Consider the following 16635-nt stretch of genomic DNA (forward strand, 5'->3'; position numbering starts at 1 on the left):
AAAGCAACAAAATTATTCCGGCTTCTGATAACTGTCGATCACTTCCTGCGCTGCCCGAAACGCATCAATCGCCGCCGGCACACCGGCATACACCGCGCAATGCAGCAGGGCTTCACGAATCTCTTCCACTGTGCAGCCATTGTTCAGCGCGCCGCGCACGTGACCTTTCAATTCCTGCGGGCACTTGAGTGCCGTCAGCGCGGCGAGGGTGATCAGGCTGCGGGTTTTCAGCGGCAGGCCTTCGCGATTCCACACACCGCCCCAGGCGTGTTCGTTGACGAAATCCTGCAGCGGCTGGGTGAATTCGGTGGCATTGCCCAGTGCGCGGTCGACAAAGGCGTCCCCCATTACTTGGCGACGCACTTCAACGCCGCTTTTTTTATTCTCGCTCATGGCAATTCTCTCTTGTGGTGTTGGCGACGCCAGGCGCGCAGTGACGTGAACAGCAAATACGCCACCAGCGCCGGCAGGACGAAAAACAGCATCAGGTGTTCAAGCTTGCCCGCCAGCGGCATGCCGGTGGTGAACGACACCACGTGCAGTCCATATGCCAGGTACAAACCCAAAAACAGCAGGCCTTCGGCGCGGGTCACGCGGTAGCCGGTATAGAACAGCGGCAGGCAAAGCACGGCGACACCGAGCATCACTGGCAAGTCAAAATCCAGCGCGTTGGGCGACACCGACAGTGGCGACGGCGCCACCAGTACCGTAACGCCGAGCACCCCCAAGAGGTTGAACAGGTTGCTGCCGATAACGTTACCTACAGCGATGTCACGCTCGCCGCGAATCGCGGCGATCAGCGAGGTGGCCAGCTCGGGTAAGGATGTGCAGACGGCAACGATAGTCAGACCGATGATCCGCTCTGAAAACCCCAGGTCAGTGGCGACCGCGACGGCCGCGCCCAGTAGCAGATGTCCTGCGTAAACCAGCATTGCCAACCCGCTGACAATCATCAGCAAGCTGCTGATCCAAGGCGCCTGTGCCTTGTGGTCATGGCTTGAAACCGGGCGCGCTGAGTGTCGCGATTGGCGCAGCAACAGGCCGAGGTACAGCGCCAGCGCCATCAGCAATATCACGCCGTCCGTGCGGGTCAGTTCTTCGTTCCACGCCAGGACCGACACCAGCAAACTGGCACCGATCATCAGCGGGATGTCCAGGCGCACCAGTTGCCGGGAAACCCGCAAGGGAATGATCAGCGCGGACAGTCCAAGAGTGACGAGGATGTTGAAAATGCTGCTGCCGATCACGCTGCCGACGGCGATGTCGGCGTTGTTCGTCAGGGTCGCTTGCAGGCTCACCGCCATCTGCGGTGCGCTGCTGCCGAGGGCGACGATGGTCAGGCCGATGATCAGGGGCCGGACATGCAGGCGCGCGGCCAGGCGCACGGCGGCGCGGACCATCAGTTCGGCGCCGACAATCAACAGCAGCAGCCCGCTGAACAGTTCGATCACACTGATCAGGGGTAAATCGGCTAATCCGAAAATGGTCGGGACTCCATCCGTCAGTCGTCGAGGACTTGCACGCGAACCTTCGCAGTGCCGCTGCGCAGCATGCCCAGGCGCTCGGCGGCTTCCCGGGACAGGTCGATCAGGCGGCCACGGGTGTGCGGCCCGCGATCATTGATGCGTACCACGCAGGATTTGTCGTTATTCAGATTGGTGACCTTCACCCGTGTACCAAAGGGTAGCTGGCGATGGGCGGCGGTCATGGAATTCATGTTGAAACGCTCGCCGTTGGCGGTGCGTTTGCCTTGGTGTTTGGCGCCGTAGTAAGAAGCCACACCGGTTTTGTCGTAGCCATGCGGATCGACGGTGTCGGTGCTGGCGCAACCGGCCAAGAAAGAGAGCAGGGCGCAAAGGCTGAGCAGATGCTTCATTGAAGGTTTCCCGAAAACAAATGTGGGAGCCAGCAGGCTGGCTCCCACAAGGAGTGGAGCCAGATTTGAAGGCTGGCTCCATTTTCATCAGCCTTCGAGTTTGCTTTTCAGCAATTCGTTCACCTGTTGCGGGTTGGCCTTGCCTTTGGAGGCTTTCATGGCCTGGCCGACGAAGAAGCCGAACATCTTGCCGCGCTTGGCTTCGTCTGCCGCGCGGTATTGCTCGACTTGCTCGGCATTGGCCGCGAGCATTTCGTCCAGCACCGCCGAGATGGCGCCGGTGTCGGTCACTTGCTTGAGGCCGCGCTTGTCGATGATCTCGTCCGCGCTGCCTTCGCCATTGGCCATCGCTTCAAACACCACCTTGGCGATCTTGCCGGAGATGGTGTTGTCCTTGATGCGCAGCAGCATGCCGCCCAGAAGCTCGGCGGAAACCGGCGACTGTTCGATGTCCAGGCCTTGCTTGTTGAGCAGGCTGCCCAACTCGACCATCACCCAGTTCGCCGCCAGCTTGGCGTCGCCGCCGATGCTCGCGACTTTCTCGAAGTAATCGGCTTGTTCGCGGCTGGTGGCCAGCACGCTGGCGTCGTAGACCGACAGGCCGAACTGCTCCTGGAAGCGCTCGCGCTTCTGCGGTGGCAATTCCGGCAGGGTGGCGCGCACGTCGTCGAGGAACGAGTTCTCGATCACGACGGGCAGCAGGTCCGGATCGGGGAAGTAACGGTAGTCGTTGGCCTCCTCTTTGCTGCGCATCGGACGGGTTTCGTCCTTGTTCGGATCGTACAGGCGAGTCTGCTGGATGACTTTGCCGCCGTCTTCGATCAGTTCGATCTGACGCTGGATTTCGCTGTTGATCGCCTTCTCGATGAAACGGAACGAGTTGACGTTCTTGATCTCGCAGCGGGTGCCGAACTCGACCTGGCCTTTCGGACGGATCGACACGTTGCAGTCGCAGCGCAGCGAACCTTCGGCCATGTTGCCGTCGCAAATACCCAGGTAACGTACCAGCGCGTGGATGGTCTTGACGTAAGCCACGGCCTCCTTGGCGCTGCGCATGTCCGGCTCGGAAACGATTTCCAGCAGCGGCGTGCCGGCACGGTTCAGGTCGATGCCGGTGGCACCGTTGAACTCTTCGTGCAGGCTTTTACCGGCGTCTTCTTCCAGGTGCGCACGGGTAACGCCGACACGTTTGATCGTGCCGTCTTCCATGGCGATGTCCAGGTGGCCCTTGCCGACGATCGGCAATTCCATCTGGCTGATCTGGTAGCCCTTCGGCAGGTCCGGATAGAAGTAGTTTTTACGGGCGAACACGTTGTGTTGGCCGATCTCGGCGTCAATCGCCAGACCGAACATCACCGCCATGCGCACCGCTTCCTGGTTCAGCACCGGCAGCACGCCGGGCATGCCCAGGTCTACGAGGCTGGCCTGGGTGTTCGGCTCGGAACCGAACGTGGTGGAACTACCGGAAAAAATTTTCGACCGGGTGGTGAGCTGGGTGTGAATCTCCAGCCCGATCACGACTTCCCATTGCATGTGTGTCTCCTCAGAAGCCGGTTGGGGTGCGGGTGTGCCAGTCAGTGTTGAGCTGATACTGGTGGGCAACGTTCAACAGGCGACCTTCCTGGAAATACGGAGCGAGCAATTGCACGCCGACCGGCAGACCGTCGACAAAACCGGCCGGCATCGACAGGCCAGGCAGGCCCGCGAGGTTGGCGGTGATGGTGTAGACGTCTTCCAGGTACGCAGCGACCGGGTCGCTGTTCTTGGCGCCGAGCTTCCAGGCCGGGTTCGGCGTGGTTGGGCCGAGGATGATGTCGACCTCATTGAAGGCCGCCATGAAGTCGTTCTTGATCAAGCGACGGATCTTCTGCGCCTTCAGGTAGTAAGCGTCGTAGTAACCGGCCGACAGCGCGTAGGCACCGACCATGATCCGGCGCTGCACTTCAGGACCGAAGCCCTCGCCACGGGAGCGTTTGTATAGGTCGATCAGGTTGACCGGGTTTTCGCAGCGGTAGCCGAAGCGCACGCCGTCGAAACGCGACAGGTTGGACGAGGCTTCCGCCGGGGCGATCACATAGTATGCAGGGATCGCGTGCTGCATGTTCGGCAGGCTGATTTCCTTGATCACGGCGCCGAGCTTTTCCAGCTCCTTGACGCTGTTGTGGATCAGCTCGGCGATGCGCGGGTCGAGACCGGCGCTGAAATACTCTTTCGGCACGCCGATGCGCAGGCCTTGCAGCGAGCCGTTGAGGCTGGCGCTGTAGTCCGGCACGGGCTCATCGATGCTGGTGGAATCGTTTGGATCGAAGCCGGCCATGCCTTGCAACAAAATTGCGCAGTCTTCGGCAGTGCGCGCCATCGGGCCGCCCTGATCGAGGCTGGACGCGTAGGCGATCATGCCCCAGCGCGAAACGCGACCGTACGTCGGTTTCAGGCCAGTGAGGTTGGTCAGGGCTGCTGGCTGACGAATGGAGCCACCGGTGTCGGTGCCGGTGGCTGCTGGCAGCAGACGAGCGGCGACGGCGGCGGCAGAGCCACCCGACGAACCGCCCGGTACGTGTTCCAGGTTCCACGGGTTTTTCACCGCGCCGTAGTAGCTCGACTCGTTGGCCGAACCCATGGCGAATTCGTCCATGTTGGTCTTGCCCAGGGTCACGGCCCCGGCAGCGGCGAGCTTGGCGACGACAGTGGCGTCGTACGGTGCTTTAAAGTTGTCGAGCATCTTCGAGCCGCAGCTGGTGCGAATGCCCTGGGTGCAGAACAGGTCTTTGTGGGCGATCGGCGCGCCGAGCAGGGCGCCGCTCTCACCATCGGCCCGGCGGGCGTCCGCGGCTTTCGCCTGCGTCAGCGCCAGGTCTTCGGTGAGGCTGATGAAACTGTTGAGCTGCGGATCGAGCTGGGCGATGCGCGCCAGCAGGACTTTGGTCAGCTCTTCGGAGGAAAACTTTTTATCGGCGAGTCCGCGGGCGATCTCGGCCAGAGTCAATTGATGCATTGCAGGCTCTTTCCCTTTAGTCGATGACTTTCGGAACCAGGTACAGGCCGTTTTCGACCGCTGGTGCGATGGACTGGTAAGCCTCGCGGTGATTGGTTTCGGTCACGACGTCTGCGCGCAGGCGCTGGCTGGCTTCCAGTGGGTGGGCGAGCGGTTCGATACCGTCGGTATTGACCGCCTGCATTTCGTCGACCAGCCCGAGAATGCTATTAAGGGCCGAAGTGATGTGTGGAAGATCGGCATCATTGAGGCCAAGGCAGGCCAAATGAGCGATTTTTTCCACGTCGGAGCGTTCAAGCGCCATTGGGATTCTCCAGTGGAAAACAAAACGGACGGCGTCCGTGTGTTAGATTGTCGGAACACTACCGCACTTCTACGGTCATAAGGCCGCGATTGTGGGGCTTGGTGCACAGAAAAGCGGCCAATTTAACATATTGGCGCCTTGCCCAAAATCCCTGTCGTTGTTAGAGTTTGCCGCACTTTTTTACCCACGCGTTGCCTAGGGTCCCTTTCCCATGTTCAAGAAACTGCGTGGCATGTTTTCCAGCGATCTTTCCATTGACCTGGGCACTGCCAACACCCTTATTTACGTGCGCGAGCGCGGTATCGTCCTGAATGAGCCATCGGTTGTGGCCATTCGGACACACGGTAACCAGAAAAGTGTCGTTGCTGTCGGCACCGAAGCCAAGCGCATGCTGGGCCGAACGCCGGGCAACATTGCTGCCATTCGTCCGATGAAAGACGGCGTGATCGCCGACTTCAGCGTTTGCGAAAAAATGCTGCAGTACTTCATCAACAAGGTTCACGAAAACAGCTTCCTGCAGCCTAGCCCTCGCGTGTTGATCTGCGTTCCGTGCAAATCCACCCAGGTTGAGCGTCGTGCCATCCGTGAATCGGCCCTCGGTGCCGGTGCCCGTGAAGTGTTCCTGATCGAAGAGCCAATGGCTGCTGCGATCGGTGCCGGCCTGCCGGTAGAAGAAGCTCGCGGTTCGATGGTCGTGGATATCGGTGGTGGTACCACTGAAATCGCGCTGATTTCCCTGAACGGTGTGGTTTACGCTGAATCCGTACGTGTGGGCGGCGACCGTTTCGACGAAGCGATCATCACTTACGTGCGTCGCAACTACGGCAGCCTGATCGGTGAATCCACTGCCGAGCGCATCAAGCAGGAAATCGGTACGGCCTACCCGGGCGGCGAAGTTCGCGAAGTCGACGTTCGCGGTCGTAACCTGGCCGAAGGCGTTCCACGTGCATTCACCCTGAACTCCAACGAAGTGCTCGAGGCTCTGCAAGAGTCCCTGGCAACCATCGTTCAGGCCGTGAAAAGTGCTTTGGAGCAATCGCCGCCGGAACTGGCTTCCGACATCGCCGAGCGTGGTCTGGTACTGACCGGTGGTGGCGCCTTGCTGCGTGACCTCGACAAGTTGCTGGCCCAGGAAACGGGTTTGCCGGTGATCGTTGCCGAAGACCCGCTGACCTGCGTTGCTCGCGGCGGTGGCCGTGCATTGGAAATGATGGATAAACACACCATGGACCTGCTTTCCAGCGAATAAGTCGCCGGATTGCCTCTATGCTGTTTAGCGCGCAGGCGGCACTTTGCAGTGCTGCCTGTTCGCGTTTATCTTCTGTCAGTCTGCATCCAGGCCGGATCGCTGCCGTATGAATAAAGAGAACATTTGCCTGGGAGGAGCGGCTTATTAAACCGCTTTTCACCAAAGGCCCCTCACTGGGCGTGCGCTTGTTGGTGCTGGTCGTGCTATCGGTCGCGCTGATGGTGGTCGATGCCCGCTTCACACTGCTCAAGCCAGTGCGTAGCCAAATGTCGCTGGCGCTGATGCAGTCTTACTGGATCACTGACCTGCCGCAGCGGCTGTGGCAGGGTGTTGCCAGCCAGTTTGGCAGCCGCACCGAGCTCGTCGCCGAAAACGAAAAACTCAAGACCGAAAACCTGCTGCTGCAGGGTCGCATGCAAAAGCTTGCCGCCCTGACCGAGCAGAACGTTCGCCTGCGCGAGTTGCTCAACTCTTCGGCACTGGTCAACGAGAAGGTCGAAGTGGCCGAGTTGATCGGCATGGACCCTAACCCCTTCACCCATCGCATCATCATCAACAAAGGTGAGCGTGACGGTGTGGTCCTCGGTCAGCCGGTGCTCGATGCCCGTGGCCTGATGGGCCAGGTGGTCGAGTTGATGCCGTACACGTCCCGTGTGCTGTTGTTGACCGACACCACCCACAGCATTCCAGTGCAGGTGAACCGCAATGGCCTGCGGGCGATTGCCAGCGGCACCGGCAACCCGGAACGCCTGGAGCTGCGTCACGTGGCCGATACCGCCGACATCAAGGAAGGCGACCTGCTGGTCAGTTCCGGTCTCGGTCAGCGCTTCCCGGCGGGTTATCCGGTGGCGACGGTCAAGGAAGTGATTCACGACTCCGGCCAGCCGTTTGCCATTGTTCGCGCCGTGCCGACCGCTGCGTTGAACCGCAGCCGTTATCTGCTGCTGGTGTTCAGCGACACCCGTACCCCTGAAGAGCGTGCCAATGACGCCGCCCAGGCGCAGGAGTCGCTGGATGCGCAGGGTGGTGGGCCAATCATCCCGGCAACCGTGCCGAAACCGGCCATTGTCCCGGCGGCTGCTGCGGCACCGGTTGCTCCGGCCACTCCGGCAGCGGCGGCGAGCGCATTGCCTGCTGCCACGCCAGCCAAGCCTGTTGCTCATCCTGTTGCCAAGCCACCCGCGACTCAACCCGCCACCGTGAAACCTGCTGCCAAACCGCCTGTCTCTGCACCGGCTACCACTGGGGGACGAGAATAATGGCCGGTGTAAAAGCTTCGCGAAACGGCTGGATTGTCTGGTTGACCTTCGCCATCGGTCTGCTGCTGAGCGTTTCGCCGTTGCCACAATTCATGGAAATCCTGCGCCCGCTTTGGCTCGCCTTGTTGCTGGCATTCTGGGCGTTGAACCTGCCGCAGACCGTCGGGATGGTGACGGCGTTTTGCCTGGGCCTGGCTGAAGACGTGCTGTACGGCACGTTGCTGGGACAGAACGCATTGATCCTGACGCTCATCACCTACCTGGTGCTGGCGCTGCAACAACGCTTGCGGATGTTCCCGATGTGGCAACAGAGCCTGGTCATCCTGGTGATCTTCGGCCTCGCGCAGCTTGTTCAACTCTGGCTCAGCGCCCTGACCGGCAATCGCCAGCCAACCCTGGCGTTGGTGTTGCCGGCACTGGTCAGCGCATTGCTCTGGCCGTGGATAAGCTTCGGTTTGCGCGGATTGCGTCGACGCTACAAAATCAATTAATTCGCTCAGGCATTGGACAGGGAGAGGTCTTGATGAAACGGTTGTACCTCGCCTCTGGCTCGCCGCGTCGGCGTGAGCTGCTCACGCAGATCGGCGTGCCGTTCACCGCCATCAGTGCACAAATCGATGAAACTCCTTTGGATCGAGAATCCCCGTCGGCTTATGTCGAGCGCCTGGCGCGCGGCAAAGCCGAGGCCGGGCGCGGTTCGGTCGTGTCTGAAGATCCGTTCTGTGTTCTCGGCGCCGATACCGCCGTGGTGCTCGACGGAAAAATTCTCGGCAAACCCGTCGATGAAGCCGACGCGTGCGCCATGCTGAAGATGTTGTCCGGACACGAGCATCAGGTCTTGACCGCTATTGCCGTGCTCGATGGTGAGCGTTGCGAATCCCGGGTTGTTACCAGTCGCGTGCGTTTTCGGGATATCAGTCGTGAAGAAGCCGTGGCCTACTGGGCCAGCGGTGAACCACGGGACAAGGCGGGTGGATACGGCATTCAAGGACTGGGTGCGGTGTTCGTCGCCGGGCTCAATGGAAGTTACTCGGCGGTGGTCGGACTGCCGCTGTGCGAAACCGCGGAACTGCTCGGCCATTTCGGCATACCCTGTTGGCAAACCCACCACGCGCGCTAAGCGTCGTACTGAACAAATGCGGCCATTATCGTGAATACGCCAGAACGAGATCCTGCCATGAGTGAAGAGATTCTGATCAACATCACGCCGATGGAATCGCGCGTGGCGGTGGTCGAAAACGGTGTCCTGCAAGAGGTTCACGTCGAGCGCACGCAAAAGCGCGGCATCGTCGGCAACATCTATAAAGGCAAAGTCGTGCGGGTATTGCCGGGGATGCAGGCCGCTTTCGTAGACATCGGCCTGGATCGTGCCGCGTTCATTCATGCTTCGGAAATTTCCCTGCGCGAAGGTCCAGCAGTCGAAAGCATCAGTGCCCTTGTGCATGAAGGCCAGAGCCTGGTGGTGCAAGTCACAAAGGACCCGATCGGTTCCAAGGGTGCGCGCCTGACCACGCAACTGTCGATTCCTTCGCGTTACCTGGTGTACATGCCGCGCACGGCCCACGTTGGCATTTCCCTGAAGATCGAAGACGAAGCCGAGCGCGATCGCCTCAAGCAAGTGGTCACCGATTGCGTGGCCAAGGAAGGCATCAAGGAAGCCGGCGGTTTCATCCTGCGCACGGCCGCCGAAGGTGCCGGGGCGGATGAGATCCTGATGGACATCCGCTACCTGCGTCGGCTCTGGGATCAGATCAACGAACAGATCAAGACCATCGGCGCGCCAAGCGTGATCTACGAAGACCTCGGCCTGGCGTTGCGCACGCTGCGCGATCTGGTGAGCCCGAAGATCGAGAAAATCCGTATCGATTCCCGGGAGACTTTCCAGAAAACCACGCAGTTCGTCGCCGAACTGATGCCGGAGATCGCTGATCGCCTGGAGCACTACCCCGGCGAGCGGCCGATTTTCGATTTGTATGGTGTCGAAGACGAAATCCAGAAAGCCCTTGAGCGCAAAGTCCCGCTGAAGTCCGGCGGCTATCTGGTGGTCGATCCGGCGGAAGCCATGAGCACCATCGACGTCAATACCGGGGCGTTCGTCGGTCATCGCAATCTCGAAGAAACCATCTTCAAGACCAACCTGGAAGCCGCGACTGCCATTGCTCGTCAGCTGCGCCTGCGCAATCTGGGCGGCATCATCATCATCGATTTCATCGACATGGAAGATGAAGAGCACCAGCGCCAGGTGCTGCGCACGCTCGAGAAACAACTGGAGCGCGATCACGCCAAGACCAACATCATCGGTATCACCGAGTTGGGCCTGGTGCAGATGACCCGCAAGCGCACCCGCGAAAGCCTCGAACAAGTATTGTGTGAGCCGTGCACCTGCTGTCAGGGGCGCGGCAAGCTGAAGACACCGGAAACCGTTTGCTACGAAATCTTCCGCGAAATCCTTCGTGAGGCTCGCGCCTATCAGGCGGAAGGCTATCGTGTATTGGCGAACCAGAAAGTTGTCGATCGTCTGCTGGACGAAGAGTCGGGCAATGTCGCTGAGCTTGAAGGCTTTATCGGTCGCACGATTCGGTTCCAGGTCGAAACCATGTATTCCCAGGAACAGTACGACGTGGTGTTGCTCTGAATCTTTACGCTTCAGTAGTACCAGAGCGGCTGGCCTCAGCTTTTTGCAAGACTTTTGCCATGGGAGCCAACTGACATGGATCGTCTGACACGCATTTTGGCCACGCTGACCCGCTGGGGGCTGGGCCTTTGCGCGTTGGTTTTGGTGTTGCTGGCGCTCTATGTCAGCCTTGGCCGTGAGCTGTCACCGTTGGTGGCCGAGTACCGTGCCGAAGTCGAAAGCAAAGCCACCGAAGCTTTGGGCATGCCGTTGCAGATCGGTGAGCTGGAAGGCAGCTGGAGCGGCTTCGCACCGATTTTGCTGGCTCACGATGTGACGTTCGGCGAGGGCGCCAATGCCTTGCATCTGGATCAGGTGCGGGCGGTGCCGGACCTCTGGGCCAGCGTGCTGACGCGCCAACTGCGTATCGCACATCTGGAGCTCAATGGCCTGAAAATCAGCCTCAAGCAAGGCGAGGACGGCCAGTGGGCGCTGGAAGGTTTGCCGGTGAAAGGCGATCAACCCCTCGATCCAGAGCAGTTGCTCAACCAAATGCAGATGATCAGGCAACTGTCGGTGCTCGACAGTCAGGTCACCCTGCAACCGTTTGGCGAGTCGCCGCTGACCTTGACCTATGTCGGCATGAATCTGAAGGTCGGCCCCACTCGTCAGCGCCTCGACGCTCGATTGACACTTCCCGACGGCCAGCCGATGGCCATGAGTCTACGCACCCGCCTTCGCGCCAGTGAGTGGAAGGACGGCGAGGCAGAAGTCTATCTGAGCCTGCCGCAAAGCGACTGGTCGAAATGGTTGCCCGAGCAACTGACCCAGCAATGGAATTTCACCGAGATCAAGGCCGGTGGCGAGCTGTGGGTAAATTGGGGCAAGGGCGTTGTGCAAAGCGTTGCCGTGCGCTTGAACGCGCCACAGCTCAAGGGGGCTTATGCCGAGCGCAAGCCGATCCAGATCAACAATCTGGCCCTGAACGGTTATTTCCAGCGCGGTGCCGAGGGCATGCTGGTGACCGTGGATTCGCTGGCCATGAACCTGGACGAGACGCGCTGGGAAACGCGCTTGCAGGTCAAACAAACGGTGACCACTGACACCGCCGAAGAGCTCTGGCACCTGCAGGCTGATCGCGTCGATCTCACGCCGCTCACGCCGCTGATCAATGCTCTCGGGCCACTGCCCCAGGGGGTTGCCACGGTAGTGGAGCGGCTCAAGGTCACGGGCGGTTTGCGTAATGTGCTGATCGATATCCGGCCCAATGCCACGGGCGACAAAAAATTCGAGTTCGCCGCCAACCTCGACCGGGTCGGCTTCGACGCGTATTACGGCGCGCCGGCGGCACGCAATGTCAGCGGCAGTATCAGCGGCGACCTGGGGCACGGTGAACTGCGCATGGACAGCAAGGATTTCATGCTGCACCTGGACCCGATCTTCGCCAAGCCATGGCAATACATTCAGGCCAACGCGCGGTTGACCTGGAAACTTGATAAAGACAGCTTCACCCTCGTTGCGCCGTACCTGAAGGTGTTGGGTGAAGAAGGCAAGATTGCCGGTGACTTCCTGATTAGGCTGTATTTCGATCCCGTACAGGAAGACTACATGGACCTGCGTGTGGGCCTGGTGGACGGCGACGGTCGTTATACCGCCAAGTACCTGCCGAAGCTCCTCGGCCCGGCGCTGGATGAATGGTTGCGCACCGCCATCCTCAAAGGTGCGGTCGACGAGGGTTTCTTCCAGTATCAGGGCTCACTGAGCCGCGATGCCAAGGACACGGATCGCAGCATCAGCCTGTTCTTCAAGGTTCACGATGCCGAACTGGCATTTCAGCCGGGCTGGCCGCATGTCAGCAAGGTCACGGGCGATGTGTTTGTCGAGGACAGTGGCGTGCGGGTTCTGGCCAGCAAGGGGCAGTTGCTCGACACTCAGGTCAGCGATGTTGACGTCAATATCCCTCACGTTCCAGCGGGGCAAACCTCCCGCCTGTTTCTCGACGGCAAATTTGCCGGTGGTTTGGGCGATGGCCTGAAAATCCTTCAGCAAGCACCGATCGGCACCGCCGACACCTTTGCCGGGTGGGAAGGCGAGGGCGAATTGCAGGGCAAGCTGAAACTGGATATCCCGCTGGCCAAAGGCGAGCAGCCGAAAATTCTCGTCGATTTCAAAACTGACAAGGCGCGGTTGAAACTCGCCGAGCCTTCGCTGGAGCTGACTCATCTCAAAGGTGATTTCCGGTTTGACAGCGGCAAGGGGTTGAGTGGCCAGAACATCAGCGCAAGAGCCTTCGACAAACCGGTGACTGCCCAGATTTTTGCCGATGGACGCGGGGGCAAGCTCAATACCCGCGTCGTCGCCTCGGGGCATGTCGAGGTCAAGAAACTCACTGACTGGCTGAAGGTGACGCAGCCGCTGCCGGTCAGTGGCGTGATCCCTTACAAACTGCAACTGACCCTGGACGGCGCCGACAGCCAACTGATGGTCAATTCCAGCCTTAAAGGTGTGGCGGTCGATTTGCCGGCACCGTTCGGCATGCCCGCCGACGTCGGGCGCGATACAACGTTGCGCATGACCCTGCAAGGCGCCGAACGGCGCTACTGGGTCAACTACGGAAACCTGGCGAATTTTACATTTGCAGCGCCGACCGGCAGTTTTGCCGACGGACGCGGTGAATTGTTTCTCGGTGGCGGCGATGCCGTGTTGCCCGGCGCCAAAGGCCTGCGGATACGGGGTGTACTTTCGGAGCTGGATGTCGGTCCGTGGAAGGCGCTGGTGGACAAGTATGCCGGTCAGGACCCGAGCGGCAGCGCCAAACAGTTGCTCAGCGGTGCCGATTTCAAAGTGGGCAAACTCAGTGGCATTGGCACGACACTGGATCAGGCATCGGTGCAGTTGACGCGTAAACCGGCCTCTTGGGCGGCACAGCTCGACAGTCAGCAGGTCAAGGGCAGCGCCAGCATTCCCGACGCGAAAGGCGTGCCGATTGTGATCAATCTGCAAACCGTGCGTCTGCCGGCGCCGGATCCGACTGTGCTGGCGGACGAAAACTCACCCGACCCGCTGGCAACGGTGGACCCGACGAAAATCCCGGCGATAGATATCACCATCAATCAGCTGTATCAGGGCAAGGATCTGGTCGGTGCGTGGTCGCTGAAAATTCGACCGACGGCCAAAGGCATCGCCTTCAACTCGCTGGATATGGGGCTCAAGGGCATGCTGTTGCAGGGCAGCGGTGGTTGGGAAGGCACGCCGGGGGCCAGTAACAGCTGGTACAAGGGGCGAATCAGCGGCAAGAACCTAGCGGATGTGCTCAAGGGTTGGGGCTTTGCACCGAGCGTCACCAGCCAGGACTTTCATATGGATGTCGATGGCCGCTGGCCGGGCTCGCCAGCCTGGGTGGCGACGAAGCGGTTCTCCGGTAGCCTCGATGCGTCGCTCAATGAAGGCCAGTTTGTCGAGGTCGAGGGCAGTGCCCAGGCATTGCGCGTGTTTGGCCTGCTCAACTTCAACTCCATTGGCCGTCGCTTGCGCCTGGATTTCTCCGACCTGTTCGGCAAAGGCCTGAGTTACGACCGGGTCAAAGGCTTGCTGGTGGCGTCCAACGGGGTGTATGTCACCCGTGAACCGATCCGTCTGACTGGCCCGTCGAGCACCATCGAACTCGACGGCACCTTGAATATGGTGGCGGACCAGATCGATGCGAAACTGCTGGTGACCTTGCCGGTGACCAACAACTTGCCGATTGCCGCGCTGATTGTCGGTGCGCCCGCGATCGGTGGGGCACTGTTCTTGATGGACAAGCTGATCGGCGACCGCGTTTCGCGTTTCGCCAGCGTCAAGTACACCGTCAAAGGGCCGTGGAAAGAGCCGAAAATCACCTTCGAAAAACCTTTTTGAAACCCGCTTTCCGGGCCTATGGAGTAGCATGGCCGAAGGCGCAGCCTTCGGCAGCTCCTACAGGGTATGAAGTGATTTCAGAAAGGATAAGGCCATGTCTGTCGCGGTGATTCAAATGGTCAGCCAGAGCGATGTGCTGGCCAATCTGGCACAGGCCCGTCGCTTGCTTGAGCAAGCGGCTGCTGGCGGTGCGAAGCTTGCCGTACTGCCGGAAAACTTCGCCGCCATGGGCCGCCGCGACATCGCCGACATCGGTCGCGCCGAAGCATTGGGTGAAGGCCCGATCCTGCCATGGTTGAAACAGACAGCACGTGACCTCAAGTTATGGATAGTGGCTGGCACATTACCGTTGCCGCCGGCAGATCAGCCGACGGCCAAGGTGCATGCCTGTTCGCTGCTGGTCGATGACCAGGGCGAAACGGTGGCGCGCTACGACAAATTGCATTTGTTCGACGTGGACGTAGCGGACAATCGTGGGCGTTATCGAGAATCCGATGACTATGCTTATGGCAATGGTGTCGTGGTGGCGGACACGCCGGTCGGCCGGGTTGGCCTGACGGTCTGTTATGACTTGCGCTTCCCTGAGCTGTACAGCGAGTTGCGTGCAGCCGGCGCGGAATTGATCACCGCTCCATCGGCCTTCACTGCGGTGACGGGCGCCGCGCACTGGGATGTGCTGATTCGCGCGCGGGCCATCGAGACCCAATGTTATGTGCTCGCGGCTGCCCAGGGTGGGACGCATCCGGGGCCGCGGGAGACCTTCGGTCACGCCGCCATCATCGACCCGTGGGGTCGAGTGCTGGCGCAACAGGACCAGGGCGAGGCCGTGCTGCTGGCCGAACGCGATAGCAGCGAACAGGCGTCCATCCGGGCGCGGATGCCGGTGTCCAGTCACCGGCGCTTTTTCTCGCAGGGCGCCCGGCGACCTGCATCAGAACGACGAATTTAAGGCGTAAAACATATGAGCGAGTTGTTGTCCTCAGTCAGTGAACACCTCCTGGCGCCTGGCGGCGTGACGATCGAGAGCCTGCAAGGTGTGCTCGGCGATCTCGCCGGCCCGGGCATCGATGCCGCCGACCTGTATTTCCAGGGACAGATTTCCGAGTCTTGGGCGTTGGAAGACGGCATCGTCAAGGAAGGCAGTTTCAACCTCGATCAAGGTGTGGGCGTACGGGCGCAATCGGGTGAAAAAACCGGTTTTGCCTATAGCAACGCCATCACCCTGGAAGCGTTGGGCGCCGCCGCCCGTGCCGCCCGTTCGATTTCCCGCGCCGGGCAGAATGGCACGGTGCAGGCGTTCACCACGCAAGACGTCGCGCAGTTGTACGGTCCGGACAATCCGCTGGAAGTGCTGAGCCGCGCCGAGAAAGTCGATTTGCTCAAGCGCATCGACGCTGCGACCCGTGCCCTTGATCCACGTATTCAGCAGGTCACCGTGAGCATGGCCGGCGTCTGGGAACGGATTCTGGTGGCCTCCACCGACGGCGGCCTGGCGGCGGACGTGCGGCCGCTGGTGCGTTTCAACGTCAGTGTGATCGTCGAGCAGAACGGCCGTCGCGAGCGCGGTGGCCATGGCGGTGGCGGTCGTACCGACTACCGCTATTTCCTCGCCGAAGACCGCGCCATGGGTTATGCCCGTGAAGCGTTGCGCCAGGCGCTGGTCAATCTGGAAGCCATCCCGGCACCGGCTGGCACATTGCCGGTGGTGCTCGGTTCCGGTTGGTCGGGCGTGCTGCTGCACGAAGCGGTCGGCCATGGTCTGGAAGGCGACTTCAACCGCAAGGGCAGTTCGGCCTATAGCGGGCGCATGGGTGAAATGGTTGCGTCGAAGCTGTGCACCATCGTCGATGACGGCACCCTGGCCGGTCGTCGCGGCTCCCTGAGCGTCGATGACGAGGGCACGCCGACCGAGTGCACCACGCTGATCGAGAACGGCGTACTCAAGGGCTACATGCAGGACAAGCTCAATGCGCGCCTGATGGGCGTGGCCCGCACTGGTAACGGTCGTCGCGAATCCTACGCACACCTGCCGATGCCGCGCATGACTAACACCTACATGCTCGCCGGCGAAAGCGACCCGGCAGAAATCATCGCCTCGGTGAAACGCGGTATCTACTGCGCCAACCTGGGCGGGGGCCAGGTCGACATCACCAGCGGCAAGTTCGTGTTCTCCACCAGCGAGGCGTACCTGATCGAAGACGGCAAGATTACCGCACCGGTCAAAGGTGCGACCCTGATCGGCAACGGGCCGGAAGCCATGAGCAAAGTGTCGATGGTCGGTAACGATCTGTCGCTGGACAGTGGTGTGGGGACGTGCGGCAAGGATGGGCAGTCGGTGCCGGTGGGTGTCGGCCAGCCAACGCTGAAGATTGATGCGATCACCGTGGGTGGCACGGGCTCGTAAGGATGTAATGCTCCCGTAGGAGCTGCCGCAGGCT

At 60.6% G+C, this 16635-nt stretch carries 14 protein-coding genes; 8 read left to right on the forward strand and 6 right to left on the reverse strand.

All coding sequences use genetic code 11. From position 1 onward, the window contains the following. Positions 1-12: 12 nt before the first annotated feature. From CKW19_RS14325 to gatC, 6 genes are all read right to left on the reverse strand, one after another. On the reverse strand, positions 13-393 hold the full coding sequence (locus CKW19_RS14325) for a carboxymuconolactone decarboxylase family protein (RefSeq protein WP_095058420.1): 381 nt from the start codon (positions 391-393) through the stop codon (positions 13-15). Continuing rightward, complete coding sequence (locus tag CKW19_RS14330; RefSeq protein ID WP_095058421.1) at positions 390-1451, reverse strand: calcium/sodium antiporter; 1062 nt, start codon at positions 1449-1451, stop codon at positions 390-392. The genes CKW19_RS14325 and CKW19_RS14330 overlap by 4 nt, the downstream gene beginning before the upstream one ends. Positions 1452-1501: 50 nt before the next feature. Continuing rightward, entirely contained in the window at positions 1502-1876 is a 375-nt protein-coding gene (locus CKW19_RS14335; protein WP_095058422.1) for a septal ring lytic transglycosylase RlpA family protein, read from the reverse strand. 87 nt (positions 1877-1963) lie between these two features. Beyond that, entirely contained in the window at positions 1964-3409 is a 1446-nt protein-coding gene (gatB, locus tag CKW19_RS14340; protein ID WP_095058423.1) for an Asp-tRNA(Asn)/Glu-tRNA(Gln) amidotransferase subunit GatB, read from the reverse strand. A 10-nt stretch (positions 3410-3419) separates the two neighbouring features. Continuing rightward, positions 3420-4871: an Asp-tRNA(Asn)/Glu-tRNA(Gln) amidotransferase subunit GatA gene (gene gatA, locus CKW19_RS14345; RefSeq protein ID WP_095058424.1), complete on the reverse strand. Its 1452-nt coding sequence runs from the start codon at positions 4869-4871 to the stop codon at positions 3420-3422. A 16-nt stretch (positions 4872-4887) separates the two neighbouring features. Then, complete coding sequence (gatC, locus tag CKW19_RS14350) at positions 4888-5175, reverse strand: Asp-tRNA(Asn)/Glu-tRNA(Gln) amidotransferase subunit GatC (protein ID WP_007901429.1); 288 nt, start codon at positions 5173-5175, stop codon at positions 4888-4890. A gap of 211 nt (positions 5176-5386) precedes the next feature. Between gatC and mreB the strand changes: the two genes are divergently transcribed. The 8 genes from mreB to tldD all read left to right on the forward strand — a co-directional run bounded on the left by mreB (position 5387) and on the right by tldD (position 16601). After that, complete coding sequence (gene mreB, locus CKW19_RS14355; protein ID WP_002555108.1) at positions 5387-6424, forward strand: rod shape-determining protein MreB; 1038 nt, start codon at positions 5387-5389, stop codon at positions 6422-6424. Positions 6425-6567: 143 nt separating this feature from the next. Beyond that, a complete protein-coding gene (mreC, locus tag CKW19_RS14360; RefSeq protein ID WP_095058425.1) occupies positions 6568-7683 on the forward strand; it encodes a rod shape-determining protein MreC in 1116 nt (371 codons plus the stop codon). After that, entirely contained in the window at positions 7683-8174 is a 492-nt protein-coding gene (mreD, locus tag CKW19_RS14365) for a rod shape-determining protein MreD (RefSeq protein WP_095058426.1), read from the forward strand. The genes mreC and mreD overlap by 1 nt, the downstream gene beginning before the upstream one ends. A gap of 32 nt (positions 8175-8206) precedes the next feature. Further along, entirely contained in the window at positions 8207-8803 is a 597-nt protein-coding gene (locus CKW19_RS14370) for a nucleoside triphosphate pyrophosphatase (protein ID WP_095058427.1), read from the forward strand. 57 nt (positions 8804-8860) lie between these two features. Further along, positions 8861-10318, forward strand: a complete 1458-nt coding sequence (gene rng, locus CKW19_RS14375; RefSeq protein ID WP_095058428.1) for a ribonuclease G — start codon at positions 8861-8863, stop codon at positions 10316-10318. A 75-nt stretch (positions 10319-10393) separates the two neighbouring features. After that, complete coding sequence (locus CKW19_RS14380) at positions 10394-14197, forward strand: YhdP family protein (protein ID WP_095058429.1); 3804 nt, start codon at positions 10394-10396, stop codon at positions 14195-14197. Between the two features lie 94 nt (positions 14198-14291). Beyond that, positions 14292-15146 (forward strand): carbon-nitrogen hydrolase family protein, encoded by an 855-nt coding sequence (locus tag CKW19_RS14385; RefSeq protein ID WP_095058430.1) that lies wholly within the window; start codon positions 14292-14294, stop codon positions 15144-15146. Positions 15147-15158: 12 nt separating this feature from the next. Continuing rightward, positions 15159-16601 carry a metalloprotease TldD gene (tldD, locus tag CKW19_RS14390; protein WP_095058431.1) on the forward strand — a complete coding sequence of 481 codons (1443 nt, stop codon included), beginning with the start codon at positions 15159-15161 and terminating at the stop codon, positions 16599-16601. The last annotated feature ends 34 nt before the right edge of the window (positions 16602-16635 follow it).

Origin of the sequence: Pseudomonas sp. Irchel s3f7 (assembly GCF_900187615.1) — a bacterium.
Taxonomy (GTDB): domain Bacteria; phylum Pseudomonadota; class Gammaproteobacteria; order Pseudomonadales; family Pseudomonadaceae; genus Aquipseudomonas.

What these genes read in the sequence shown, in the direction of transcription:
- CKW19_RS14325 (WP_095058420.1), bottom strand. Translation starts at nt 393, where the DNA reads ATGAGCGAGAATAAAAAAAGCGGCGTTGAAGTGCGTCGCCAAGTAATG.
- CKW19_RS14335 (WP_095058422.1), bottom strand. Translation starts at nt 1,876, where the DNA reads ATGAAGCATCTGCTCAGCCTTTGCGCCCTGCTCTCTTTCTTGGCCGGT.
- gatB (WP_095058423.1), bottom strand. Translation starts at nt 3,409, where the DNA reads ATGCAATGGGAAGTCGTGATCGGGCTGGAGATTCACACCCAGCTCACC.
- gatA (WP_095058424.1), bottom strand. Translation starts at nt 4,871, where the DNA reads ATGCATCAATTGACTCTGGCCGAGATCGCCCGCGGACTCGCCGATAAA.
- gatC (WP_007901429.1), bottom strand. Translation starts at nt 5,175, where the DNA reads ATGGCGCTTGAACGCTCCGACGTGGAAAAAATCGCTCATTTGGCCTGC.
- mreB (WP_002555108.1), top strand. Translation starts at nt 5,387, where the DNA reads ATGTTCAAGAAACTGCGTGGCATGTTTTCCAGCGATCTTTCCATTGAC.
- mreD (WP_095058426.1), top strand. Translation starts at nt 7,683, where the DNA reads ATGGCCGGTGTAAAAGCTTCGCGAAACGGCTGGATTGTCTGGTTGACC.
- CKW19_RS14370 (WP_095058427.1), top strand. Translation starts at nt 8,207, where the DNA reads ATGAAACGGTTGTACCTCGCCTCTGGCTCGCCGCGTCGGCGTGAGCTG.
- rng (WP_095058428.1), top strand. Translation starts at nt 8,861, where the DNA reads ATGAGTGAAGAGATTCTGATCAACATCACGCCGATGGAATCGCGCGTG.
- CKW19_RS14380 (WP_095058429.1), top strand. Translation starts at nt 10,394, where the DNA reads ATGGATCGTCTGACACGCATTTTGGCCACGCTGACCCGCTGGGGGCTG.
- CKW19_RS14385 (WP_095058430.1), top strand. Translation starts at nt 14,292, where the DNA reads ATGTCTGTCGCGGTGATTCAAATGGTCAGCCAGAGCGATGTGCTGGCC.
- tldD (WP_095058431.1), top strand. Translation starts at nt 15,159, where the DNA reads ATGAGCGAGTTGTTGTCCTCAGTCAGTGAACACCTCCTGGCGCCTGGC.